This window comes from Martelella mediterranea DSM 17316, from assembly GCF_002043005.1.
GTDB classification, from domain to species: Bacteria; Pseudomonadota; Alphaproteobacteria; order Rhizobiales; family Rhizobiaceae; genus Martelella; species Martelella mediterranea.
Genome location: NZ_CP020330.1, coordinates 733,044 through 756,494, shown reverse-complemented (window position 1 = coordinate 756,494; position 23,451 = coordinate 733,044). Strand labels below are relative to the sequence as shown.

Below are 23,451 nucleotides of genomic sequence, written 5' to 3'. Positions count from 1 at the left end.
TCAAAATTAACGGAATAATTTGATAAGTTAATATCAAAGAGCGTTACATCGAGTCAATTATATCATTTCATGTGTTTGTCGTGCTTGCGTGGCGCGACGACCACGTTGATGCCCTTGGCGTGCATCCGTTTGATATGGGCCGGCGGCGTTGCGTCATCGACGATGACGACGTCGAAATCCGTCAGCGCGGCAAGGCTGTGGAGGGCGCGGCGCTCGAACTTGGTGTGATCGGCCAGAAGAATGCGCTTCGAGGCGGCGTCCAGCATGGCGCGCTTGGCGTCGATCATCTCGGAGGACTGGTGAAACACCATGTCGTCGGTGATCGCCGCCATCGACAGAAACACGGTATCGGCGCGCAGATTGGCGATTTCATTAGTGGTCATGCGACCGAGAAACGCGTTGCACCAGTTGCGGAACTCGCCGCCAAGCGCCAGCAGCGTGATGTCGCGCAGGCCGCGCAATTCGTTCATCATGGTCAGCGAGTTGGTGATCACCGTCAGCGGCGCATGGTCCTGCAGATGCGGCACCATGTGGAGAACGGTGGTGGAATCATCCACGAAGATCGCCTGGCCGGGCTCGATGAAGCCTGCGGCGGCGGCGGCGATCGCGGCCTTTTCCGGCGACTGGCGGCTGGAGCGGTAGACGTCGCTCGCCTCGATCAGGCTTGTCGGCGCTGCCGACACCGTGCCGCGGGTCTTGCGCAACAGGCCCCGGCTCACCAGATCGTCGAGGTCGCGATGGGCCGTCATCAGGCTGATGCCGAAACGCTCGGTCAGGTCCTCGATCCGCATCGGCCCTTCCAGCATCACGGTTTCGGTGATCAGCTGGCGGCGGGCGAGTTGGCGGGCCTGTCTGGAATCGGAGGGCATCTCCTCCGACATCAGATGGTCCATGGCGTCGTTGCTCTGACTCGTCATTCCCGTTCCTGTGGGCGGCATTGGTCTCGCGGCTGAAGGATGTTGTTATAGGCGGCCCGGTCGCTGAGGTGAATGCTGTTTTACAGGGCGGCCTGTTCGAACCGCTTTCATGCTGGGCCGCTTTTGCGTGAGGAAGGGGCGCGGGCGTTGCTGGACAGACCCTCCACCCTCTCATGAGTCATGCTCGGGCTTGACCCGAGCATCCAGGCCACACGGAGTGCGCTGCCTGGACCCTCGGGTCAAGCCCGAGGGTGACGCCTGGAGGGGTGGAGGGCTTTCAACACGCTTGACGCGCCGCTCTCGCCCCTTCCCTTTTTCAGGACTTACTGTGCCAGCACAAACGGGCCGGTATAATCGTCGACATTGTCCTTGGTGATCAGCAGGCAATCGAAGAGCTGCTTTTCGGCGTCGACGCCGGTGCTGCCGGTCTTGATGAAGGAGTCCGCCTGCTTGACGGCTTCCTTGGAGAAGATCGCGACCGGCTGGAGAACGGTGTATTCCAGCTCGCCGGCCTTGATCGCGTCAACGGCATCCGGAGAACCGTCGAACCCGCCGACCTTGATGTCTTCCAGACGGCCGGCTTCCTTCAGGGCCGCGATCGCGCCAAGCGCCATCTCGTCATTGCCGCTGATCACGCCGATGATGTCGGGATGGGCCTGAAGCAGGCTCTGCATCTTGTTGTAGCCCTGGGTGCGGTCCCAGTTGGCGACATCCTGGCCGACCTTGACCAGATCCGGATACTGGCTCAGCACGGTTTCATAACCGTTGGAGCGGGTCTGGGCGTTGTTGTCGGAAGGTGCGCCGAACAGTTCGACATAATTGCCGCTGTCGCCGACATCTTCCACCCACTGCATGGCGCCGAGCGCCGCGCCCTGGGCGTTGTTGGAGACGAGCTGCGACTTGGCGAGGCCTTCCTGGTTGATTTCGGCGTTCACGAGGAACACCGGAATGCCGGCATTGACGGCCTTGCGCACCGCGCCGACCGAGCCGTCGGCATTGGCCGGATCGAGGATGATCGCGACGGCCTTGTTGGTGATGGCGGTGTCGATCAGGTTGCTTTCGGTGTTGGTGTCGCCCTTGTGGGCGGCAACCGTCGCCGAATAGCCGAGGCTCTCGGCTTCCGCCTTGGCCACTTCGCCTTCCGTGTACCAGTAGGGGTTCGACGGATCGTTGACGATGATCGAGATCAGGCCGTCGGCCATCGCCGCGCCCGCGCTAAGCGGAACCGCAATGATGGCAGCCGCCATGGACATCAGAAACTGTCTCTTTTTGAACATGGTATTCTCTCTCCCTTGGTTGAATAGCTCAATGCTTCTCATAGGCCGTTATCCGGCCGGGTTTTCCGCGCTCTATCAAGCCGTTTTGGTCTTGGCCCCCGCGGCGGAAGGGGTATTGGTCGAGGCGTCGCCAGCGGCCGGCTTTGCGGCCCGGCGGCGGCCGTACTGGATGCTGTTCAGTAGCACCGCGAGAATGATGACCGCGCCGGTGAACACGGTCTGCCAGTAGGACGACACGCCGATGATCACGAGACCGTCGGACAAAAAGCCGATGACGAAGGCGCCCAGCAGCGTGCCGCGGACATTGCCGCGCCCGCCGGTCAGCGCCGCGCCGCCGATCACCACGGCGGCGATCGCGGTCAGCTCATAGGTGGTGCCGGCGGTCGGTCCGGCCGAGGTCAGCTGCGATGACAGAACGAGGCCGGCGATCGCGGCGCAGATGCCGGAAAGCACATAGACCGACACCGTCACCCGCTTGACCGGTACGCCCGAAAGCTCGGCCGCGCGCGCATTGCCGCCGGTGGAATAGACCCAGCGGCCGAAAGCCGTGCGCGTCAGAAGAATGCTGCAGATGATGGCGACGACCGCCAGCACCAGCACGCCGATCGGCACGTTGAACAGGCGGTTGAAGCCGAGCCAGTCGAAACCGGTATTGCCGAGTTCCGGCTTGCCGCCGAGATTGTTGTAGGTCAGGCCGTTGGTCATCAGCAGCGCCGCGCCGCGCGCGACATAGAGCAGGCCAAGCGTCGCCACGAAGGCCGGCACCTTGAAGAAGGAGATCAGCACGCCGTTGATGGTTCCGATCAGAGCGCCGACCAGGCAGGTCAGGATCACCACCACCCAGACCGGCGGAAACAGCACCACGCCGAACATGTCCAGCTGAACGCCCTGCATCAGGAAGCCGGCGATGCAGCCCGCAAGCCCGAGCGTCGAGCCGACCGAAAGGTCGATGCCGCCCGTCAGGATCACCAGCAGCATGCCGATTGCCAGCAGGCCGAAAATCGCCACATGCGAGGACATGATCAGGAAGTTGTTGGTGGAGAGGTAAACCGGCGACAGCAGCGAGAACACGACGATGATCGCGATCAGCGCGAAGAACGCCCGGCCTTCCAGCAGAATGCGCCCGAGGCTGAAGCCGCCGCGCCGGCCGGAGCTTGTGGATTTTTGAACTTGACGTGTGTCGGTCATTATTATGCTCCGAAATTTAACGCTGAAATCACGCGGCCACGGCTTCGCCGGATGCGGCCATGATTTCCTCTTTTGATACCGACGGATCGAACTCGGCGACGATCTGCCCGCGCGCCATGACGATGATGCGGTGGGCGACGCTGAAGCATTCGCCGACTTCCGAGGTGGAATAGATCACCGCAAGCCCGCGCCCGGCGCGTTCGCCGAGGAGCTTGAACACCTCCGCCTTGGCACCGATATCGATGCCGCGCGAGGGCTCGTCCAGCAGCATGACGCCCGGATGGGTGGCGAGCATCTTGCCGATCACGACCTTCTGCTGGTTGCCGCCCGAAAGCGAGCCGATCGCCGCGCCGCCGCCATCGGTCTTGATATGCACGTCGTCGATCGCGCCCTCGACGATGCCGCGCTCGGCCTTGCGGGAGGTGAAGATGCGGCGGGTAAAGGTCGGGATCGAGGCGAGCGAGAGATTGCGGCCGACCGTCATGGTCTGCACCAGCCCGTCGCGCTGCCGGTCTTCCGGCACCAGCACCAGCCCGGCCTCGATCCGCTGGGCAATGCTGAGATGCGACACGTCCTCGCCGTTGAGCAGGATCTGGCCGCCGACGCTGCGGCTGCGCCCGGCAATGCATTCCAGCATTTCGGTGCGCCCGGCGCCCATCAGGCCGTAGATGCAGACAATCTCGCCGGCCCGCACGTCGAGCGACAGATGATCGACGGCCAGCCGGCCGGTGCCCGAGGCGTCCTCGACGCAGAGATCGCGCAGCGACAGTTTGATGTCGCCGAACTCATAGCCCGTCGGCGGGGAGCCGAGGTCGAAATTGTCGCCGACCATGTTGCGCACGATCCATTCGAGATCGATATCCTTGCGCTCGCCAAAGGCGGTCATGGTGCCGTCGCGCAGAACCACCGCATGGTCGGTGATTTGCAGCGCTTCTTCCAGATGATGCGAAATGTAGACGATCGAGACGCCGCGACTTTTGAGGTCCGCGATCACCTTGAACAGCACCTCGACTTCCGAGGCGCTGAGCGCCGAGGTCGGCTCGTCCATGATCAGGATGCGGGAATTGACGGAGAGCGCGCGGGCGATCTCGACGATCTGCTGCTGGCCGAGGCGCAGATCCTCGACGGGGGTCAGCGGATCGATGTCCTCTTCCAGTTCCTCCATCAGAATGCGGGTCTGGCGCTCCTCCTCGGCGAAATCGACGCCTTTCGCGGTGCGGATCTCGCGGCCCATGAAGATATTGTCGCGCACATTCATATTGGGTGCGAGGCTGAGTTCCTGATGGATGATCGAGATGCCCTGTGACGTCGCATCAGCGGCCGAGCTGAAGGTCACCGGCGCGCCGTCGAGAATGATCTCGCCTGAGGTGGGGCGCACGATGCCGGAAAGCACCTTCATCAACGTTGACTTGCCGGCGCCGTTTTCGCCGAAAAGCGTGGTGACGCTGCCATAATGGACGTCGAAATTGACGCCCTTCAGCGCGTGGATATTGCCATAGGACTTGGCGATGTTGCGGGCGGCGAGGACGATTTCGTCCCTGCTGCGCTGGCTGTCTGGGGTTCTGGTCATTTCACGCTCATCTCCACCGGAGTGACCAGCCAGTTCTTCGGATTGATCAGCTTGAAGACGCCGGTGACGGAGACCGTCTTGCCGGAAAGGTTTGCGGTGTCGATATCGGCGAGCACTTCCTTCTTCATCTCGTTGTTCAGCGCGGAACCGGCATCCTGATATTCGATCTGGTTCTTGAACTGGCCAAACGCGATCGTGCCGGTGGCATCGCGCAGATCGGTGCCGTTGATCGCCGGTCCGGTCTGGACGCGGATGGTGATTTCTTCCGGCACGCCGTCCACGGCAACGGGGTAGATGCCGCCCTTGGCCTCGCCGGCAACGCCGGTAAAGCTGACCGCCATGACAGCGCCGATCCCGGCCTTGACGCCGTATTTCTCGATCGCCGCGTCCTTGTCGGCAGCGATGTCGCTCGCAAGCGTTGCCGCATCCACGGCTCGGTCCTCGACACTTTTCTGCACGACGGGGAAGTTTTCGACGCCGAAGGCCTCCGGCGAGAAACCGTCTTCCGTCACATGCTCGGCGGTACCGATGCGCACGACCTTGGTATCGAGGGCCATCGCGGCAACGACGACCACGACCGCCAGCGTGCCAATGATCATCGGCAGTTTCGAGCCGCGCGGCCGGGCGGAAGGACTGGAAGAAGGGTTTGTGGTTTGTGCACTCATCAGGAGGTGACCTTCAGACGCTGGAATTTTGAACATGAAAGCGCGCCGCCGGCCCCGCGGGCTGCTGGCGACGCCAGAAGGCGGACACGGTAGATTGATGGCAGTGTTGGCATCCGGTCGCTCCTCCCTTGCGGCCTCCTTGATGGCGCGCCTCCGCAACGTCCTCTCGCTGCTTCGGCACGGCCGGCTGAACCGGCGGCCACGGATAACAGTTCGTGTTATCGCTATGTTATCTATTCAGCAAACTATGTTATAATTAAACTTGGCTGTCAATCACCGGCATCAAAATCCGGTCGTCGGGTATTTGATCACCGCCGGACTCCGGCCTCTCCTGATACCCTATGCTCTATGACGTTGGCGATTAGGGGCCGTTTATCCGGCGTGCCGCCTCATGCGTGACCATGTTGGCTTCATTGACAGAATACGGTTCTGATGAAATAAATTGCCATAAATATAAAAAATTACAAAAAGGGAGAGAGCATGGCGCGAGCGGGTCGACGGCGCGATTTTGACGAGAGCATGGCGCTGCGCGCCGCGTGGCTTCATTACGGCGGCGGGCTGACGCAGGCCGAAGTTGCCGCGCGTCTGGATATCTCCACCGTCAAGGCCCACCGGTTGATCGCCTGGGCCAATCAGAGCGGTGCCGTGAAGGTGTCGATCGATGGCGATGTCGCCGAATGCGTCGCGCTCGAAACCCGGCTTGCCGAAGAATTCGGCCTCACCCATTGCGAGGTCGTGCCCGATCTCGGCGAACGCGGCATGCCGCTGCGAGCCCTCGGCATTGCCGGCGCGCGCTTCATCCGCCAGGAAATCGAATCCGAGCGCTCGGACGTGATCGGCGTCGGCCATGGCCGGACGCTGGCGAGCGCGGTTGACGCGCTGCCGCGAATCGCGGCTAACGGCGTGCGCTTCGTGTCGCTGATGGGCGGGCTGACCCGCAATTACGCCGCCAATCCGCATGACGTTATCCACCGGCTTGCCGAAAAGACCGGCGCCTCGGCCTATGTCATGCCGATCCCGTTCTTCGCCAACACGGCTGCCGACCGCGAGGTGTTTCTCGCCCAGCGCGGCGTGTCGCAGGTGATCGACCTCGCCGCCCGTTCCGATCTGATGCTGGTTGGCATCGGCACCGCCAATCCGGGCGCGCAGCTTGTCGCCTCCCACATGATCGATGTCGCCGAGATCGGCGAGGTGCAGGAGCGCGGCGGCGCGGGCGAGGTGCTCGGCCACTTCTTCGACCGTGACGGTCAGCTTGTCGAGACCTCGCTTTCGGCCCGCACCGTGTCGCTCGACATCAGGGCGCTGGGCAAGCGCCGGATCGTCGCGATCGCGGGCGGCGAGGAGAAGCTCAATGCCATGGCCGCGGTGCTGCGCAGCGGCACGATCAGCGGTCTGATCACCGACGAGGCGACCGCCGCCGCGCTTGCGGACGGCAGGATCGGATAGGGAGGCGGCGTTATGGCCAGTCACAATGGACGCGGCGATATTCTGATCGGCATCGATGCCGGCACCTCGGTCATCAAGGCCGTCGCCTTCGACCTTGGCGGCAGGCAGGTCGCCGAGGCGGCGGTGAAAAACCGCTACCGGACCGGCGACGATGGCTCGGCGACCCAGTCGATGGCGGAAACCTGGGAGGACTGCGCGGAAGCGCTCCGGCATCTGGGCGAAAAACTCGAGGGGCTTGCCGCCCGCACGGCGGCGATTGCCGTCACCGGACAGGGCGACGGCACCTGGCTTGCCGACGGCGACCACAGGCCGGTCGGCGATGCCTGGCTGTGGCTCGATGCCCGCGCAGCACCCACCGTCGACCGCCTGGAGAAGGAAGCCGGCGCGCGTGCCCGGTTCGAGGCGACCGGCACCGGGCTAAATACCTGCCAGCAGGGCGCGCAGATGGCGCATATCGCGGCGACGCGGCCGGAGCTTTTGGCCAATGCCGCCGTGGCGCTGCACTGCAAGGACTGGCTCTATCTCAACCTCACCGGCGCGCGGGCGACTGACCCTTCCGAGGCGAGCTTCACCTTCGGCAATTTCCGCAACCGCGCCTATGACGATGCCGTCATCGAGACGCTCGGCCTTCGTGATTTCCGGCATCTTCTGCCGGAGATCGTCGATGGCACCAAGACCACGCATCCGCTGAGCCCGGAAGCGGCGAAGCAGACCGGGCTCCTTGCCGGAACGCCTGTCAGCCTCGGCTTTGTCGACATGGTCATGACCGCGCTTGGCGCCGGCGTCTATACCGGCGATGCGGGCACGGCCTGTTCCACCATCGGTTCGACCGGGGTGCATATGCGCGCCGTTCACGCCTCGCAGGTGCGGCTCAATGACGACAATACCGGCTACGTCATCGCGCTGCCGGTTCCGGGCATGGTCACCCAGGTCCAGACCAATATGGCGGCGACGCTGAACATTGACTGGGTGCTGGAGGTGGGCCGCGGCCTGCTGGCCGATATGGGCGTCGAGGTCTCCCACCGCGATCTGGTTGCGAAGATCGACGACTGGCTTTCGCGCGCAAGGCCGGGCGCGCTCCTCTACCACCCCTATATTTCTGAGGCCGGCGAGCGCGGCCCGTTCATCAATGCCGATGCAAGGGCAGGGTTCATCGGCCTTTCCGCCGGACATCGCTATCCCGATCTTGTCAGAGCAGTGGTCGAGGGCCTCGCGATGGCGGCGCGCGATTGTTACGCGGAAATGGGCGAGATGCCCGGCGAGTTGCGCCTGACCGGCGGGGCCGCGCGGTCTCGCGGTCTGCGCGGCGTGTTGTCGGCAACGATCGGCGCGCCGGTCAGGGTTTCGGCGCGCGAGGAGGCAGGGGCCGCCGGGGCCGCGATGATGGCGGCGGTCGCGATCGGCGTCTATCCGGATATGGAGCGCTGCATCGGTGAATGGGTCACGCCGCTTCTGGGCGAGGCCGAGCGCCCTGATCCGGCGATGGCCGCACTCTATCAACGGCGCTATCCGACTTATGCCGCCGCGCGCCACGCGCTGGAACCGATCTGGAATGCAATGGCGAAGGATCGCCGCGCCGAACGTGATGGCGCGGCCGAGGCCGCCGCCGATGGAAGGACTACGAAATGAGCGAAGCCGGAATGATCGATCTGTTTGTGATTGGTGGCGGGATCAATGGCGCGGGTATCGCGCGCGATGCCGCAGGCCGGGGCCTTTCCGTGGTGCTCTGCGAAAAGGACGATCTCGCCGAGGGCACCTCTTCGCGTTCCGGCAAGCTGGTCCATGGCGGGTTGCGCTATCTCGAATATTACGAGTTCCGGCTGGTGCGCGAGGCGCTGATCGAGCGCGAGGTGCTGATGAACAACGCGCCGCACATCATCTGGCCGCTGCGCTTCGTGCTGCCCCACTCGCCGGATGACCGGCCGGCCTGGCTGGTTCGCCTTGGCCTGTTTCTCTACGACCATCTCGGCGGCCGCAAGAAGCTGCCCGGCACCCGCGTTCTCGATCTGAAGCGCGATCCGGTCGGCGCGCCGCTGCTCGACAAATATACCCGCGGTTTCGAGTACTCCGACTGTTGGGTGGATGATGCCCGCCTCGTGGTGCTGAATGCGGTTGATGCCGCCCGCAAGGGCGCCACCGTGCTAACGCGAACGCCTTGCGTTTCCGCGAGGCGCGAGGATGGCTGCTGGACCATCGAGACGAAGGATAGGATGACCGGCGAGGCGAAGACCTTCCGGGCGAAAATCCTCGTCAATGCGGCCGGCCCCTGGGTGAATGACGTGGTGCGCCGTGTCGCCGGCTCTAATTCCAGCCGCAATGTCCGGCTCGTCAAGGGCAGCCATATCATCACCGAAAAGTTCTGGGAGGGGCCGCATAGCTACCTCGTCCAGAACCACGACAAGCGGGTGATCTTCATCAACGCCTATGAGGGTAACAAGGCGCTGATCGGCACCACCGACATCGCCTATGAGGGCCGCGCCGAGGATGTTCAGGCCGATGAGAGCGAGGTCCAGTACCTGCTCGACGTCGTCAACCGCTACTTCAAGCAGAAGCTCCGGCGCGACGATGTCGAGGAAACCTTCTCCGGCGTCCGCCCGCTGTTCGATGATGGCAAGGGCAATCCGTCGGCCGTAACCCGCGATTATGTCTTCGATCTCGACGAGACCGGCGGCGCGCCGATGCTCAATGTCTTCGGCGGCAAGATTACTACGTTTCGCGAGCTTGCCGAGCGCGGCATGCACAAATTGCAGAAGTTCTTCCCCGGCATGGGCGGGGACTGGACCGACAGCGCGCCGCTGCCCGGCGGCGACATGGAAAACGCCGATTATGAGACCTTCCGCGACCGGATGAAGACCGACTATCCATGGATGCCGGCCGCACTGCGCCGCCATTATGGCCGGCTCTATGGCACGGCGATTGCCGATATCGTTGGTTCGGCCGACGGGATCGAGGGTCTGGGCCGTCATTTCGGCGGCGATCTCTACGAGGCCGAGGCGCGTTACCTTGTCGAACACGAATGGGCCCGCACCGCCGAGGATGTGCTGTGGCGGCGGACAAAGCATCGCCTGCATCTGAGCGATGCCGAGCAGGCCGCCTTTACCGTCTGGTTCGATGCCGAGCTGAAGTAATTTTCAAACGAAAGGCCGGAGCGATGCCACTGACGCTTTCCCTGAACACCAATCCGCTCGTCAATCGCTTCGCCGACCCGGTGGACCTGATCGAGACCGCGGCGCGCGACCTGAAGCTGCGCGACCTTCAGCTTACCCATGAATTCATCAACCCGTCCTGGCCGGCCCCCGTCATCCGCAGGCTGACGCGGGCGATGGATGGCGCGCTCCAGCGCACCGGGGTCAGGGTGACGTCGGGCATGACGGGGCCTTATGGCCGGCTCAACCATTTCGGCCATCCCGACCGCGACGTCCGGCGCTATTATGTCGACTGGTTCAAGACCTTCGCCGACATTATCGGCGATCTCGGCGGCACTTCGATCGGCACCCAGTTCGCGATCCTCACTTTTGCCGATTACGACGATCCGAAGCGTCGCGAGGAACTGATCACGATTGCTATAGACTGCTGGGCCGAAGTGGCCGAGCATGCGAAGGCCGCAGGGCTTTCCTATGTGTTCTGGGAACCGATGTCGGTCGGCCGCGAATTCGGCCACACGATCGCGGAATGCATGGCGCTGCAGGATCGCCTCACCGCCGCCAATATGGCGGTGCCGATGTGGATGATGGCCGATATCGACCATGGCGACGTCACCTCCGACAATCCGGACGATTACGATCCCTATGCCTGGGCGCGGGCGGTGCCGAAGGTTTCGCCGATCATCCACATCAAGCAGAGCCTGATGGACAAGGGCGGCCATCGCCCGTTCACCGCCGCGTTCAACGCCAAGGGCCGGATCCAGCCGGAACCGCTGCTCGCAGCCTTTGCCGAGGGCGGCGCGCGCGACAACGAAATCTGCCTCGAGCTGAGCTTCAAGGAGCGCGAGCCCAATGACCGCGAGGTGATCCCGCAGATCGCCGAAAGCATCGCCTTCTGGGCGCCCCATATCGATACCGGGGCCGGTGATCTGAAGATCTGAGGATCGCGGTTTCGGCAGGCCCCTGGCATTCCGGCGCCTGGCGGAGCGTTGCGCCAGTTTGTCGCAGTCGAGGGCATGCCGGTTTGGCCGAGGGCCCCTTTGATATTCTACGCCAATTCCGGCGGCGTTCTGATGAACGTCAAAATCCCCGTGAACCCGCGACGGCGAGATTAATAATTCAAATTTAAAATATATGCGAGGCATTCTTGTAATTTCGTGGCGTCGATTATATCGTTTCTCCATCGAGCATTAAAAGGCAGATTGTAAACTGTTCCTGCCTTTGCCAATGCCGCCGTCCGGCGGGAAAATTTTAAATTTGGAGGAAACTATGAGCGCTAAAGTCGTACCCGTCGTCACCCGCAGCAGCGAGCTTGGCGAACAGACCCTGCAATCGGGCGAATGCGTCCGCAAGTCCGGCGTCAGCCCGCAGCACACGCCGGCCACCAAGATCTGGTTCGGCCGGGTCAGCAACGAGCCGGGCCACCGTTCGCCGCCGCATCATCACGAGGAAGCCGAGACCGGCGGCTATGTGCTCTCCGGCCACGGCCGCATCTATTTCGGCGAGGACTACAAGGAATATACCGACATGTATCCGGGCGATTTCGTGTTCGTTCCGCCGTTCATGCCGCATGTCGAGGTCAATATGAGCACCACGGAAGAGCTGGTCTGGCTCACCTGCCGCACCCCGGATAATCTGGTCACCAACCTGCCGGATGTTCCCGACGAGCAGCTTGAAGGCTATCGTCGCGCCTGAACAAACTGGAGCAGAGCATGAAACTGGTACGATATGGTGAAAAGGGCGGCGAAAAGCCCGGCGTCCTCGATGCGAACGGCGCGATCCGCGATCTTTCGGGCGTGATCGGGGATATCTCCTCGGAAACGCTGTCGCCGGAGCTGCTTGCCCGGCTTTCCGGCCTCGATCCCGAAACCCTGCCGCTTGTCGACGGCAGCCCGCGCTATGGCGCACCGGTCGGAAAAATCGGCAAGTTCATCTGCGTCGGCCTCAACTATGCCGATCATGCCGCCGAAACCGGCAAGGCGCCGCCGCCCGAGCCGGTGCTGTTCGCCAAGGCGACGACGGCGGTCTGCGGCCCGAACGACGATGTCGAAATTCCGCGCGGTTCCGACCGCACCGACTGGGAGGTCGAGCTTGGCATCGTCATCGGCAGCCGTGCGAAATATGTCTCCGAGGACGATGCGCTTTCCCATGTCGCCGGCTATGTTCTCGTCAACGATGTCTCCGAGCGGGAATTCCAGTCGGAGCGCGCCGGTCAGTGGATCAAGGGCAAGAGCCACGACACGTTCGGTCCCACCGGCCCGTGGCTGGTGACGCCCGAGGAATTCGAGGATATCCAGAATATCGACCTCTGGCTCGATGTCGACGGCGAGCGCCGCCAGACCGGCAACACCCGCACCATGATCTTTTCGGTCAAGCACCTCGTCAGCTACATCTCGCAGTTCATGACGCTGGAACCAGGCGATGTCATCTCCACCGGCACACCCCCCGGCGTCGGCCTCGGCATGAAGCCGCCGACATTCCTCAAGGAAGGCCAGATCGTTACGCTTGGCGCTGCCGGGCTCGGCGAACAGCGCCAGAAAATGGTGCAGGCATGAGCATGGCAAAGGCAAAGGCGGCGCTGAACGATCTCTCCGGCAAGACCGCGATCGTCACCGGCGCGGGCCGCGGGCAGGGGGCCGTCGAAGCGGCTCTTCTCGCCGAGGCCGGCGCGCGGGTGATGCTGTGCGACGTGCTGGTCGAGGAAGGCGAGGCCGAGGCCGAAAAACTGCGTGCGGCGGGCCATGACGCGCGCTTCCTGAAGCTCGACGTCACTGCCGAGGCGGACTGGCAGGCGGTGGTCGACGCCGTGCGGGAATGGACCGGCAGCCTCGACATCCTCGTCAACAATGCCGGCATCATCAATCGCAAGACGATCGCCGACATGAGCGTCGCCGAATGGCGCAAGGTGCTGGACGTCAACGCCACCGGCGCATTTGCTGGCCTCAAGGCGGCGCTGCCGCTGATGGCGGAAACCGGCGGCGGCTCGGTCATCAATATCTCGTCCAATAGCGGCTTTTCCGGCCATTACGACCCGGCCTATACCGCCAGCAAATGGGCGCTGCGCGGCCTGACCCGCACGGCGGCGATGGAATATGCCGAAAAGGGCGTGCGCGTGAACGCGATCTGCCCCGGCCTGATCGTCACCGATCTCAACCGCAATTCGCCGCATCTGAAGCCGATGATCGAGATGACGCCGATGGGCCGCAGCGGCGAGGCCGAGGAAGTGGCCCAACTCGTGCTGTTCCTCGCCTCCGACGCCTCCGCCTTCATCACCGGCGAGGACTTCGTCATCGACGGCGGCTTCACCGGCGGCGCGGCCTATCGCCGCGTGGCGCGGGAGACGGGGATTTACTGAGAGGCTGTGTCGCGGGGAGGGGCTGTTGCCCTCATCCGGCGCATTCGCGCCACCCTCTCCCCTGCGGGGAGAGGGGAACCATGCTGCGTTCTCGGAGCAAGCGGCAAGGCAGAGCCGCGCCGTCTTCCCCTTCTCCCCTTGGGGAGAAGGTGGCCGAAGGCCGGATGAGGGAAGCAGCCTATCCACGCATGGAAGAGCTAAGTGATTGCGAGCGAGGCCCGTCCGTCGCTCAACTATGCGGCTTGTGGCGGATATCCATCATGATCGAGATTGCCCGGGCGATGTCCGGTTCGGCGATTTCGGCGAAGATCTCGTCGATCCAGCCGCGGTGGACGGCGGTGGCCTCGTCCATCAGCGCCTTGCCCTTGTCGGTGATGCGCACCAGGAAGGCGCGGCGGTCGGTTTCCTGGTTCTCGCGCTCGACCAGGCCGTCGGCGACCAGCTTTTCGATCACGCCGGTGACATTGCCGTTGGAGACCACGAGCTGTTTGGAAAGCTCGCTCATGCGCATGCCCTCGGGCGCCGCGTGTAGCGCCGCCATCACGTCGAAACGCGGCAGCGTCATCGCGTAATTCTCGCGCAGCCGCTCCCGCAGATTGCCCTCCACATGGCGCACCGCCTTGAGCATCTGCAGCCAGAGGCGCACGCGCTGGGTGGCAAGGGCCGGGTCTTTGACTTCATGGGCGGTCATGGCGGATTCTCTCTGCTTCCGTAACCGCTCTAGCCGCATTTGCTTCAAACCTCAACCAGATTACGGCACGACTTACCCGGCGGGGATCACCGCAGTCGCCTCGATCTCCACCTTGGCGGCGTCTTCCATCAGGGCGACGACCTGAACCACGGCCATGGCAGGGAAATGGCGGCCCATGACCTTGCGGTAGACCAAACCAAGTTCCTTGAGGTTGTCGAGATATTCGCGCTTGTCGGTGACGTACCAGGTCAGCCGCACCACGTGTTCCGGCCGGGCGCCGGCTTCGGCAAGCACGGCGGCGATATTCCTGAGCGTCTGTTCGAACTGGCCGACGAGATCGTCATGCTCGAATTCTTGCCGGGCATTCCAGCCGACCAGACCGCCGGTGACGACCATCCGGCCCGTGGCGGCCATGCCATTGGCATAGCCGCGGGCGGGGACCCAGCCTTCGGGTTCGAGAAACTGATGCGGCGATTGCGAGAAGGATGTCATGCCTGAACTTTCAAATACAATCTTGATGGGCGGCTTTTCCGCGGTGTGTGGATGGGCGGCGGGCGTGTTCATACCTCGCCCCCCGAAATCGAAATCGCCTGTCCGGTGACCATGGCGGCCCGGTCGGAGGCAAGCCACAGCACGGCCTCGGCCACGTCTTCCGGCGGCACCAGCCGTTTCATCGGATTGGTGGCCTCAAGGGCTGCGCGCGCTTCTTCCGCGCAGCGGCCCGTGGTCTCGACGATGCGGGCGATCGAGCGCTCGGTCATCTCGGTGTCGAGAAAGCCGGGGCAGATGGCGTTCACCGTGATCCCCTTGCGGGCATATTCGAGCGCTGCCGATCTGACCAGCCCGACGACGCCGTGTTTCGCCGCCGCATAGGGTGCGACATAGGCGTAGCCCTTGAGCCCGGCGGTCGACGCGATCGCGATCAGCCGGCCCTTGCGGCCCGCCATCGCCTTCGCGCCTTCGCGCAGCGTCAGGAAGGTGCCGGTCAGGTTGACGGCGATCATCGCGTTGAAGCTTTCAAGCGTGGTCGCGGCGAACGGCGCGCTTTCAGATGCGCCGGCATTGGCGACCACGATATCGAGCGGTCCGGCGGCGGCAAACAGAGCGGTCACCTGCGCCTCGTCGGTGATGTCGCAGGTCATGGCCGAGATCGCCTTGTGGCTTTCGGCAACGGTCTCCAGGGCCTCGCGCCTGCGCCCGCAGATGATCACCTCGGCGCCGGCATCGGCGAGCGCCCGGGCAATCACCGCGCCAACGCCCGAGCCGCCGCCGGTGACCAGCGCCTTTTTGCCGGAAAGGCTCATGACATCGCCTTCGCGCGTTCGGCAAGCGTATTGGCCTGCCGGCGGCCGCCCTCATAGGGGGCCGGCCATGCCTGTTCGGTGTCGCCGAGTTCGACGGCGGCATGCAGCGTCCAGTAGGGGTCGGCCAGATGCGGGCGGGCGAGCAGCACCAGATCGGCGCGGCCGGCCATCAGGATCGAGTTGACGTGATCGGCCTCGTAGATATTACCGGCGACCATGGTCGGCAGGTGGATATCGTTGCGCACCCGGTCGGAGAACGGCACCTGGAACATGCGGCCATAGACCGGCTGCTCGTCCTTGGTGGTCTGGCCCGAGGAAACGTTGATGGCGTCGGCGCCGGCCTGCTTGAAGGCTTCGGCGATCCTCAGCGCCTCGTCCGGCTCGACGCCGGCCTCGCCCACCCAGTCATGGGCGGAGATGCGCACCGTCATCGGCTTTTCGGCCGGCCAGGCCGCGCGCATGGCGGCGAAGACTTCGAGCGGGAAGCGCATCCGGTTTTCCAGGCTGCCGCCATATTCATCCTCGCGCCGATTGGTAACCGGCGAGATGAAGGAGGCGAGCAGATAGCCGTGGGCGGCGTGCATTTCCACCATGTCGAAACCGGCGCGATCGGCGGCCTTCACGGAGGCGACGAACTGGTCGCGCACCATGTCCATGTCGGCCCGGTCCATCGCCTTCGGCGTCTGGCTTTCGGGCGTATAGGGAATGGCCGACGCCGAGATCAGCGGCCAGTTGCCGTCGATAAGCGGCTTGTCCATGCCTTCCCAGGCGACCCGGGTCGAGCCCTTGCGCCCGGCATGGCCGATCTGGGCGCAGATCTTGGCGTCGGTCTCTGCATGGACGAAGTCGGTCAGCCGGGTCCAGGCCGGCACCTGTTCGTCGGTGATGCAGGGGCAGCCGGAGGTGATCCGGCCTTCCGGCGAAACGCAGAGCATCTCGGTGAAGACCAGGCCGGCGCCGCCCTTGGCGCGTTCGGCATAATGGACGAAATGCCAGTCAGTCGGCATGCTGTCTCTGGCCTTGTACTGCGCCATCGGCGAGACCACGACGCGGTTCTTGAGCTCCATGTCGCGCAGCTTGAACGGGGCGAACATCGGTCGCCGCGTCGACTGGCTGCCGGCCTTTTTCTGGAACCAGGCTTCCGCCGTCGCCAGCCATTCGGGATCGCGCAGGCGCAGGTTTTCGTGGCCGATGCGCTGCGAGCGGGTCAGCAGCGAATAGTTGAACTGCATCATGTCGAGATCGAGATAGCGCTCCACCTCCTCGAACCATTCGGTCGAGTTGCGGGCCGCCGAGGTGACGCGCAGCACCTGCAGCTTGCGTTCCGCCTCGTAGTCGTCGAGCGCCTTCTCCAGCGGCTTGCCGGAATTGAGTTCGTCGGCAAGGGCGGCCGCACTTTCCATGCCGAGCTTGCTGCCGGAACCGATCGAGAAATGGGCGGTCGCCGAGGCATCGCCGAGCAGCACGACATTGTCGAAATGCCAGTTTTCGCAGACCACCCGCGGGAACCGGATCCAGGCCGAACCACGAATGTGATTGGCATTGGTCATCAGCGCGTGACCGCCGAGATGACGAGCGAAGATCTTCTCGCAGGTGGCGATGCTTTCCTGCTGGCTCATTTCGCCGAAGCCATAGGCCTCGAACACCTCAGGCCCGCATTCAACGATGAAGGTCGCTGTGTCGTCGTCGAACTGGTAGGCATGGGCCCAGATCCAGCCCTTGTCGGTCTTCTCGAAGATGAAGGTGAAGGCGTCGTCGAATTTCTGTCTGGTGCCGAGCCAGACGAAATGATTGCGGCGCATGTCGATCGACGGCTGGAAATGCTCTTCATAGAGCTTGCGGGTGCGCGAGTTCAGGCCGTCGGCGGCGATCACAAGGTCGTTTTCGGCGCGCAGTCTTTCAATGGCGGCGTCATCGATCTCGGCCTCGAATTCCAGATTGACGCCGAGTTCGCGGGCGCGTTCCTGCAGCAGGACCAGAAGCCGCATCCGCCCGATGCCGCAAAAGCCGTGGCCGCCGGAGGTCATGCTCTCCCCGCCGCGCACCACCTTGACATCGTCCCAATAGGCGAAATTGTCGCGGATCGACTGGACCACGACCGGATCGTTGCCCTTGAAATTCTCGAGCGTCTCGTCGGAGAATACCACGCCCCAGCCGAATGTGTCGTCATGGCGATTGCGCTCATAGACGGTGATGTCGTGGCCGCTATCGCGCAGCTTCATCGAGATGGCGAAGTAAAGGCCCGAGGGCCCGCCTCCCAGAACGGCGATTTTCATATCCGGCTTCCCCTGTCGCTGCGTGTGATTGCCTGCGCAAAATTAATTTGAATTTAAAATAAATTGGGTTTGGGGGTAGTGTCAAGCGCGGGTTTGGCCGGCAAGGACGACCGGTGCCTTCTTTCTGATCGTTGGAAGACGTGCGGCGGCCCGACCTCCCTCACCGGCGTCATCCTCGGGCTTGACCCGAGGATCCAAGCACATTGCACTACGAGCGGAGCGAACGGCTTGGCATGGTCGCGGCGCCAACTCGGAAAAAACCGCCAACGCATCTCGCGGCATAAGTGGTTGGATCCTCGGGTCAAGCCCGAGGATGACGCAGAGCGTTGGGATAGGCTGGGTCAACAATGCTACGTCGATTATTTCAATATTGAACTAATAATCCGTCTCCTCTATGTTTTCCCCATAACCGCAAAACGCGGCCGATATCAGCCACAATACCAAGGGAGCCCGCCATTGCCGTTTGAAACTTCCCAGCCCTTACGTTTCGGCGACTGCGACCTGACCGGGATCGCCTATCATCCGGCCTATTTCTCCATGCTGGTCGAAGTCAACCGCGCCATGTTCGCCTCCTTCGGGGTGTCGTGGGAGGAGATGATGCTGGAGCGCAATCTCGGCATGCCGGTGCTGAAGATGGATATCGGGTTTGAAAAGCCCGCACGGTTCGGCGATGTGCTGGATTTTTCCATGCATGTGCGCCGCATCGGCAATTCCTCGCTCGATCTCGAAACCTTCGCGCGGGTCAAGGGGGAGGTGATCTGGTCGGTGCGCCAGCGCATCGTGCTCACCTCCACCGAGGATCACCGGTCGCGGCCATGGCCGGACGATGTCCGCGCCGGGCTGGAGACCTACATGGACCCGCCGGCCTGACAGACATGAAGCAGGCAGCGTTCACTCATAAAAACAACGGGAACAGACCATGCCTCAGCATCTCCGGCCTTCGGGCCACACCGACAGTTTCGCCCGCGACAACCTGCCGCCTTTCGAGACGTGGCCCGATCTTCTGCTTGAAGGCTTCGATTATCCCGACCGGCTCAATGCGGCCGTCGAGCTGACCGATGCCATGGTCGCCAAGGGCTTCGGCGACCGGGTTGCGCTGATCGGCAATGGCAGGCGGCGCACCTACAAGGAAATGGCGGACTGGACCAACCGGCTGGCCCATGTGCTGGTCGATGATCTCGGCGTCAAGCCCGGCAACCGGGTGCTGATCCGCTCGGCCAACAATCCCGCCATGGTCGCCTGCTGGCTGGCCGCCACCAAGGCGGGCGCGGTGGTGGTCAACACCATGCCGATGTTGAGGGCCGGGGAACTCTCCAAATATGTCGACAAGGCCGAGATCGAATTCGCGCTCTGCGACACCCGGCTGATGGAGGAGCTGGTTATCTGCGCCAAGGAAAGCCGGTTCCTGAAAAAGGTGATCGGCTTCGATGGCACCGCCAATCACGATGCCGAGCTTGATCGTCTGGCGCTGGAAAAACCGGTGCAGTTCGATGCCGTCGACACTGCTTCGGACGATGTCGCGCTTCTGGGCTTCACCTCCGGCTCGACCGGTGATCCCAAGGCGACGATGCATTTCCACCGCGACCTGCTGATCATCGCCGATGGCTACGCCAGGGAAGTGCTGAATGTGACGCCGGAGGATGTGTTCATCGGCTCGCCGCCGCTCGCCTTCACCTTCGGGCTTGGCGGGCTGGCGGTGTTTCCGCTGCGCTTCGGGGCGGCGGCGACGCTGCTTGAGGTCGCCTCGCCGGCGAACATGATCGAGATCATCGAGAAATACCGCGCCACCGTCTGCTTCACCGCGCCGACGGCCTATCGCGTCATGCTGCAGGCGATGGAGGAGGGGGCCGATCTTTCGAGCCTCAGGGCCGCGGTCTCCGCCGGTGAAACCCTGCCGGCGCCGGTCTACGAGGCCTGGATGGAAAAGACCGGCAAGCCGATGCTCGACGGCATCGGCTCCACCGAGATGCTGCATATCTTCATCACCAACCGGTTTGACGATCATCGGCCCGCCTGCACCGGCCGGCCGGTCGGGGGTTATGAGGCGAAGGTGCTGGCCGAGGATGGCTCGGAAGCGCCGCGCGGCACGATGGGCCGGCTTGCGGTGCGCGGGCCGGCCGGCTGCCGCTATCTCGGCGGTGAGCGTCAGGACGAATATGTACAGGATGGCTGGAACATCACCGGCGACACCTTCGTGCATGACGAGGACGGCTATTTCCACTTTGCCGCCCGCAATGACGACATCATCGTCTCGGCCGGCTACAACATCGCCGGCCCGGAGGTGGAGGCGGCGCTGCTGCGCCATGAAGCGGTCTCGGAATGCGGCGTCATCGGCGCGCCGAACGAGGACCGCGGCCAGATCGTCGAGGCCCATATCGTGCTTGCCGATGGATATGCCCCGAGCGATTTGCTGGTGAAAGAGCTTCAGGACTATGTCAAGGCGACGATCGCGCCGTATAAATACCCGCGCAGCATCAAATTCGTGGAGGCGCTGCCGAAGACCTCCACGGGCAAGATCCAGCGGTTCCGCTTGCAGTCCTGAAAGGCCGTCGCATGACCTTTGAAATGAAGCAGAAAGTCCTGTTCAAACATTGCGATCCGGCGGGGATCGTGTTCTTCCCCCGCTATTTCGAGATGATGAATGATTGCGTCGAGACCTTCTTCTCGGAGGTGCTGGAATGGCCGTTCGAGGAATTCATCGGACGCGAGGGCGTGCCGACGGCGGCGATCGAGACCCGTTTCACGGCGCCCAGCCTGCATGGCGATCATCTGGTGATCGCGCTCGATGTCGAACATGTCGGCCGCACCTCTTTCACCTATCGGATGACGGCATGGTGCGGCGATGAAAAGCGGTTCGAGACCAAGGCGCGGCTGGTGTTCGTCAACGACAGCGGTCGCCCGCAGCCCTGGCCGGAGGCGATCCGGGCCAAACTTGAGGCGGCCCTGGAGCCGGCGGCATGACCGGCGACCGCAACGCCTACCGCCGATATGATCCAGCCGCGCTGAATGCGCAATATATCGCCCGCGACGCAGTGCCCGCCTTCGGCGCTTATGCGAAGCGCTGGCAGAAACAGAGCGCGAAGGCAGCGGAAGACCTGCCCTGCCAGCTCGATATCGCCTATGGTGAAAGCGCTGCCGAGAAGCTCGATATCTTCCCCGCGCTCGACGGCGGGCCGGCGCCGGTGCTGGTGTTCTACCATGGCGGCTACTGGCGCTCGACCGACAAGTCCTGGTATCGGTTTCTCGCCCGCCCCTTCGTCGAACGCGGCGTCACGGTGGTGTTTCCCGATTACGGGCTATGCCCCGCCGTCACCATGGATGTGATCGCCGAGCAGTGCCGCCGCTCGTTCGAATGGATCTGGCGCAATGCCACCTCCTTCGGCGGCGACGAGGCGCGGGTGTTCGTCTCCGGGCATTCCGCCGGCGGCCAGATCGCCGGCATGCTGCTGGCCGCCGACTGGTCCGGGCTCGGCTCGGTCTCCGGCTTCCCGATCAAGGGGGTGACGGCAGTGAGCGGGTTGTTCGATCTAGCGCCGCTCCGGCTGACGAGCCTCAATGAGGATCTCGGCATGGATGAAGCCGCAGCCCGCTGTAACAGTCCCATCGACCACCCGCTGCCGGCGAAAATTCCGCCGGTCATCGCCGCCGTCGGCGCGCTCGAAAGCGATGAATTCCACCGGCAGAGCAGCCTCTACGCAGACCATGTCGAAGCGGCGGGCGGCAATTGCGTACTGCTCGACATCGCCGGCCACCACCACTATTCGATCCTCGACGCCCTGGCCAATCCGCGCCATCCGTTCGGGAAAATGGTGCTGGAGCAGATCGGCGTTGCGTGAGTCAAGTTGGTAATAAGTTTAATTTTAAAATAGTTTCGTAGTCTTTTTACTTTGAGCGACGCAGGAGAGACGGACACGCTCGCCTCCTTCTCGGCGTCATCCTCGGGCTTGACCCGAGGATCCAATCCCGGCCGCCGCGAGAAGCGTTGGCGGGTTTGGCGACGGCTTTGCCTTTGCCGCCGCCACCGCTCGTGCAGGAATGTGCTTAGATCCTCGGGTCAAGCCCGAGGATGACGCAGAGAGTGGGGGAGAGGGCGTGCCCCACCGATAGAGCCGCGGGACTAACCGGTTCGCCTATGAGAAACCACCCGACAAACCCCAGTCCGGAAACAGCGCGGTTGGGTAAGGCCAGAAATAGTCGGCGAAAACTATTTTAAATTTGATGTAATAATTGAATTATGTCAGGTTAAGCTTCAACGGCTTATCATGGCGACATGCTTCGACTAGACTGCCCGCATGGGCACGAGCCTAAGGCCGAGACGAATTCCGAAGGAATCGCAAACAACAGATAGGGGACATCTATGAAACTCAGCACTTTCCTGAAAGGCGGCGTCATGGCGCTCGCGATCGGCGCTGCCGGCATGGCGCAGGCCGAGCCGGTCAAGGTCGGCGTCATCACCACGCTTTCGGGCGGCGGCGCGTCGCTTGGCGTCGACAGCCGCGACGGCTTCATGCTGGCGCTGAAGCAGGCGGGGGATGCCGCTTCCGACGTTGAAGTCGTGGTCGAGGACGACCAGCAGAAGCCGGATGTCGCCGTCCAGATCGCCGACAAGATGATCCAGTCCGACAAGGTCGACGTGCTGACCGGCATCGTCTGGTCGAACCTCGCCATGGCCGTGGTGCCGTCGGCGGTGGCGCAGGGCAAGTTCTATCTCTCGACCAACGCCGCGCCCTCGCAGCTCGCGGGCGCCGGCTGCAATCCGAAATATTTCGCGGTCAGCTACCAGAACGACAATCTTCACGAGGCCGCCGGCGCCTATGCCAGCCAGGAAGGCATAGGGAAGATCTTCATCATGGCCCCCAACTATCCGGCGGGCAAGGATTCGCTCACCGGCTTCAAGCGCTTCTATGACGGCGACGTGGTCAAGGAAGTCTACACCCAGCTCGGCGCCACCGACTACGCGTCCGAGATCGCCCAGATCCGCGACAGCGACGCCGATGCGGTGTTCTTCTTCCTGCCGGGCGGCATGGGCATTTCGTTCATGAAGCAATATGCCGAATCCGGCGTCGACAAGCCGTTGATCGGCCCGGCCTTCAGCTTCAGCCAGGATATCCTTCCAGCCATGGGCGAGGCCGCGATCGGCGTGAAAAACACGTCCGACTGGTCGCCGGACCTCGACAATGAAGCCAACAAGAAGTTCGTTGAAGGCTTCGAGGCCGAATATGGCCGCCTGCCCTCGCTCTACGCGGCGCAGAGCTATGACACCGCCAACCTGCTGCTGTCGGCGATCGCGGCTGCCGATGTCTCGGACGCCGATGCCTTCCAGCAAGCGCTTGCCGCCGCCGATTTCGACAGCGTGCGCGGCAATTTCAAGTTCGGCCCGAACCAGCATCCGATCCAGGATTTCGTGATCCGCGAAGTGGTCGACGACAATGGCGTGCTGACCAACAAGCTGGTCGGCACCGTGATGACCGATCACGCCGACGCCTACGCGGCCGAGTGCAAGATGTAAGGTCTGATCGGGACCTCATGCCGGGCCGGCGCTGAAGCGTCGGTCCGTATCCTGTCCTTTCGCGAAGGAGGAGCGTGTGTCGCTCTTTGTCGAGCAGGCCCTGAACGGCC

General features: G+C 63.3%; 21 protein-coding genes. 12 read left to right on the top strand and 9 right to left on the bottom strand.

The genetic code is table 11. The features are described from left to right. Positions 1 to 62: 62 nt before the first annotated feature. The 5 genes from Mame_RS03440 to Mame_RS03420 form a co-directional block, all read right to left on the bottom strand. Positions 63 to 917 carry a DeoR/GlpR family DNA-binding transcription regulator gene (locus tag Mame_RS03440; protein ID WP_018065746.1) on the bottom strand — a complete coding sequence of 285 codons (855 nt, stop codon included), beginning with the start codon at positions 915 to 917 and terminating at the stop codon, positions 63 to 65. A gap of 323 nt (positions 918 to 1,240) precedes the next feature. After that, positions 1,241 to 2,194: a D-ribose ABC transporter substrate-binding protein gene (locus Mame_RS03435; protein ID WP_018065745.1), complete on the bottom strand. Its 954-nt coding sequence runs from the start codon at positions 2,192 to 2,194 to the stop codon at positions 1,241 to 1,243. Between the two features lie 75 nt (positions 2,195 to 2,269). Then, on the bottom strand, positions 2,270 to 3,382 hold the full coding sequence (locus Mame_RS03430; RefSeq protein WP_018065744.1) for an ABC transporter permease: 1,113 nt from the start codon (positions 3,380 to 3,382) through the stop codon (positions 2,270 to 2,272). Between the two features lie 28 nt (positions 3,383 to 3,410). Then, positions 3,411 to 4,952, bottom strand: coding sequence for a sugar ABC transporter ATP-binding protein (locus Mame_RS03425; RefSeq protein WP_018065743.1), 1,542 nt, complete (start codon positions 4,950 to 4,952; stop codon positions 3,411 to 3,413). After that, positions 4,949 to 5,617, bottom strand: a complete 669-nt coding sequence (locus tag Mame_RS03420) for a DUF2291 family protein (protein ID WP_026173638.1) — start codon at positions 5,615 to 5,617, stop codon at positions 4,949 to 4,951. The genes Mame_RS03425 and Mame_RS03420 overlap by 4 nt, the downstream gene beginning before the upstream one ends. 480 nt (positions 5,618 to 6,097) lie before the next feature. On the opposite strand from Mame_RS03420, the gene Mame_RS03415 reads away from it, so the two are divergent. The 7 genes from Mame_RS03415 (at position 6,098) to Mame_RS03385 (ending at position 13,561) form a co-directional block, all read left to right on the top strand. Beyond that, entirely contained in the window at positions 6,098 to 7,063 is a 966-nt protein-coding gene (locus tag Mame_RS03415) for a sugar-binding transcriptional regulator (RefSeq protein WP_026173637.1), read from the top strand. A 12-nt stretch (positions 7,064 to 7,075) separates the two neighbouring features. After that, positions 7,076 to 8,692 (top strand): FGGY-family carbohydrate kinase, encoded by a 1,617-nt coding sequence (locus Mame_RS03410; RefSeq protein ID WP_018065740.1) that lies wholly within the window; start codon positions 7,076 to 7,078, stop codon positions 8,690 to 8,692. Then, on the top strand, positions 8,689 to 10,191 hold the full coding sequence (locus Mame_RS03405; protein WP_018065739.1) for a glycerol-3-phosphate dehydrogenase: 1,503 nt from the start codon (positions 8,689 to 8,691) through the stop codon (positions 10,189 to 10,191). Before Mame_RS03410 ends, Mame_RS03405 begins: the two co-directional genes overlap by 4 nt. 23 nt (positions 10,192 to 10,214) lie before the next feature. After that, positions 10,215 to 11,147, top strand: a complete 933-nt coding sequence (locus Mame_RS03400) for a TIM barrel protein (RefSeq protein ID WP_018065738.1) — start codon at positions 10,215 to 10,217, stop codon at positions 11,145 to 11,147. 328 nt (positions 11,148 to 11,475) lie between these two features. Further along, positions 11,476 to 11,901 (top strand): cupin domain-containing protein, encoded by a 426-nt coding sequence (locus Mame_RS03395; protein ID WP_018065737.1) that lies wholly within the window; start codon positions 11,476 to 11,478, stop codon positions 11,899 to 11,901. Positions 11,902 to 11,918: 17 nt separating this feature from the next. Next, the gene (locus tag Mame_RS03390) at positions 11,919 to 12,761 is read left to right on the top strand and encodes a fumarylacetoacetate hydrolase family protein (RefSeq protein ID WP_018065736.1); all 843 of its coding nucleotides are present in this window, start codon (positions 11,919 to 11,921) and stop codon (positions 12,759 to 12,761) included. Next, entirely contained in the window at positions 12,758 to 13,561 is an 804-nt protein-coding gene (locus tag Mame_RS03385) for an SDR family NAD(P)-dependent oxidoreductase (protein ID WP_018065735.1), read from the top strand. Before Mame_RS03390 ends, Mame_RS03385 begins: the two co-directional genes overlap by 4 nt. 229 nt (positions 13,562 to 13,790) lie before the next feature. On the opposite strand, the gene Mame_RS03380 is transcribed toward Mame_RS03385, so the two are convergent. From Mame_RS03380 to Mame_RS03365, 4 genes are all read right to left on the bottom strand, one after another. After that, complete coding sequence (locus tag Mame_RS03380; protein WP_018065734.1) at positions 13,791 to 14,252, bottom strand: MarR family winged helix-turn-helix transcriptional regulator; 462 nt, start codon at positions 14,250 to 14,252, stop codon at positions 13,791 to 13,793. Positions 14,253 to 14,324: 72 nt separating this feature from the next. Further along, a complete protein-coding gene (locus tag Mame_RS03375; RefSeq protein WP_026173635.1) occupies positions 14,325 to 14,744 on the bottom strand; it encodes a RidA family protein in 420 nt (139 codons plus the stop codon). A gap of 68 nt (positions 14,745 to 14,812) precedes the next feature. Then, the gene (locus tag Mame_RS03370; protein WP_018065732.1) at positions 14,813 to 15,556 is read right to left on the bottom strand and encodes an SDR family NAD(P)-dependent oxidoreductase; all 744 of its coding nucleotides are present in this window, start codon (positions 15,554 to 15,556) and stop codon (positions 14,813 to 14,815) included. Beyond that, the gene (locus Mame_RS03365) at positions 15,553 to 17,832 is read right to left on the bottom strand and encodes a bifunctional salicylyl-CoA 5-hydroxylase/oxidoreductase (RefSeq protein WP_018065731.1); all 2,280 of its coding nucleotides are present in this window, start codon (positions 17,830 to 17,832) and stop codon (positions 15,553 to 15,555) included. The genes Mame_RS03370 and Mame_RS03365 overlap by 4 nt, the downstream gene beginning before the upstream one ends. Positions 17,833 to 18,288: 456 nt before the next feature. On the opposite strand from Mame_RS03365, the gene Mame_RS03360 reads away from it, so the two are divergent. From Mame_RS03360 to Mame_RS03340, 5 genes are all read left to right on the top strand, one after another. Next, positions 18,289 to 18,702: an acyl-CoA thioesterase gene (locus Mame_RS03360; protein WP_018065730.1), complete on the top strand. Its 414-nt coding sequence runs from the start codon at positions 18,289 to 18,291 to the stop codon at positions 18,700 to 18,702. 49 nt (positions 18,703 to 18,751) lie between these two features. Continuing rightward, entirely contained in the window at positions 18,752 to 20,374 is a 1,623-nt protein-coding gene (locus Mame_RS03355) for an AMP-binding protein (RefSeq protein ID WP_018065729.1), read from the top strand. A 23-nt stretch (positions 20,375 to 20,397) separates the two neighbouring features. Continuing rightward, on the top strand, positions 20,398 to 20,793 hold the full coding sequence (locus tag Mame_RS03350; protein ID WP_210162256.1) for an acyl-CoA thioesterase: 396 nt from the start codon (positions 20,398 to 20,400) through the stop codon (positions 20,791 to 20,793). Further along, positions 20,790 to 21,668 (top strand): alpha/beta hydrolase, encoded by an 879-nt coding sequence (locus tag Mame_RS03345; RefSeq protein WP_018065727.1) that lies wholly within the window; start codon positions 20,790 to 20,792, stop codon positions 21,666 to 21,668. The genes Mame_RS03350 and Mame_RS03345 overlap by 4 nt, the downstream gene beginning before the upstream one ends. A 521-nt stretch (positions 21,669 to 22,189) precedes the next feature. Next, on the top strand, positions 22,190 to 23,341 hold the full coding sequence (locus Mame_RS03340; protein WP_051085125.1) for an ABC transporter substrate-binding protein: 1,152 nt from the start codon (positions 22,190 to 22,192) through the stop codon (positions 23,339 to 23,341). Positions 23,342 to 23,451 lie beyond the last annotated feature (110 nt).

Coding starts and splice junctions, on each gene's coding strand:
- Mame_RS03400 (WP_018065738.1), top strand. CDS start 10,215: ATGCCACTGACGCTTTCCCTGAACACCAATCCGCTCGTCAATCGCTTC.
- Mame_RS03365 (WP_018065731.1), bottom strand. CDS start 17,832: ATGAAAATCGCCGTTCTGGGAGGCGGGCCCTCGGGCCTTTACTTCGCC.
- Mame_RS03370 (WP_018065732.1), bottom strand. CDS start 15,556: ATGAGCCTTTCCGGCAAAAAGGCGCTGGTCACCGGCGGCGGCTCGGGC.
- Mame_RS03385 (WP_018065735.1), top strand. CDS start 12,758: ATGAGCATGGCAAAGGCAAAGGCGGCGCTGAACGATCTCTCCGGCAAG.
- Mame_RS03390 (WP_018065736.1), top strand. CDS start 11,919: ATGAAACTGGTACGATATGGTGAAAAGGGCGGCGAAAAGCCCGGCGTC.
- Mame_RS03415 (WP_026173637.1), top strand. CDS start 6,098: ATGGCGCGAGCGGGTCGACGGCGCGATTTTGACGAGAGCATGGCGCTG.
- Mame_RS03350 (WP_210162256.1), top strand. CDS start 20,398: ATGAAGCAGAAAGTCCTGTTCAAACATTGCGATCCGGCGGGGATCGTG.
- Mame_RS03425 (WP_018065743.1), bottom strand. CDS start 4,952: ATGACCAGAACCCCAGACAGCCAGCGCAGCAGGGACGAAATCGTCCTC.
- Mame_RS03340 (WP_051085125.1), top strand. CDS start 22,190: ATGAAACTCAGCACTTTCCTGAAAGGCGGCGTCATGGCGCTCGCGATC.
- Mame_RS03430 (WP_018065744.1), bottom strand. CDS start 3,382: ATGACCGACACACGTCAAGTTCAAAAATCCACAAGCTCCGGCCGGCGC.
- Mame_RS03395 (WP_018065737.1), top strand. CDS start 11,476: ATGAGCGCTAAAGTCGTACCCGTCGTCACCCGCAGCAGCGAGCTTGGC.
- Mame_RS03420 (WP_026173638.1), bottom strand. CDS start 5,617: ATGAGTGCACAAACCACAAACCCTTCTTCCAGTCCTTCCGCCCGGCCG.
- Mame_RS03355 (WP_018065729.1), top strand. CDS start 18,752: ATGCCTCAGCATCTCCGGCCTTCGGGCCACACCGACAGTTTCGCCCGC.
- Mame_RS03375 (WP_026173635.1), bottom strand. CDS start 14,744: ATGACATCCTTCTCGCAATCGCCGCATCAGTTTCTCGAACCCGAAGGC.
- Mame_RS03345 (WP_018065727.1), top strand. CDS start 20,790: ATGACCGGCGACCGCAACGCCTACCGCCGATATGATCCAGCCGCGCTG.
- Mame_RS03380 (WP_018065734.1), bottom strand. CDS start 14,252: ATGACCGCCCATGAAGTCAAAGACCCGGCCCTTGCCACCCAGCGCGTG.
- Mame_RS03435 (WP_018065745.1), bottom strand. CDS start 2,194: ATGTTCAAAAAGAGACAGTTTCTGATGTCCATGGCGGCTGCCATCATT.
- Mame_RS03405 (WP_018065739.1), top strand. CDS start 8,689: ATGAGCGAAGCCGGAATGATCGATCTGTTTGTGATTGGTGGCGGGATC.
- Mame_RS03440 (WP_018065746.1), bottom strand. CDS start 917: ATGACGAGTCAGAGCAACGACGCCATGGACCATCTGATGTCGGAGGAG.
- Mame_RS03410 (WP_018065740.1), top strand. CDS start 7,076: ATGGCCAGTCACAATGGACGCGGCGATATTCTGATCGGCATCGATGCC.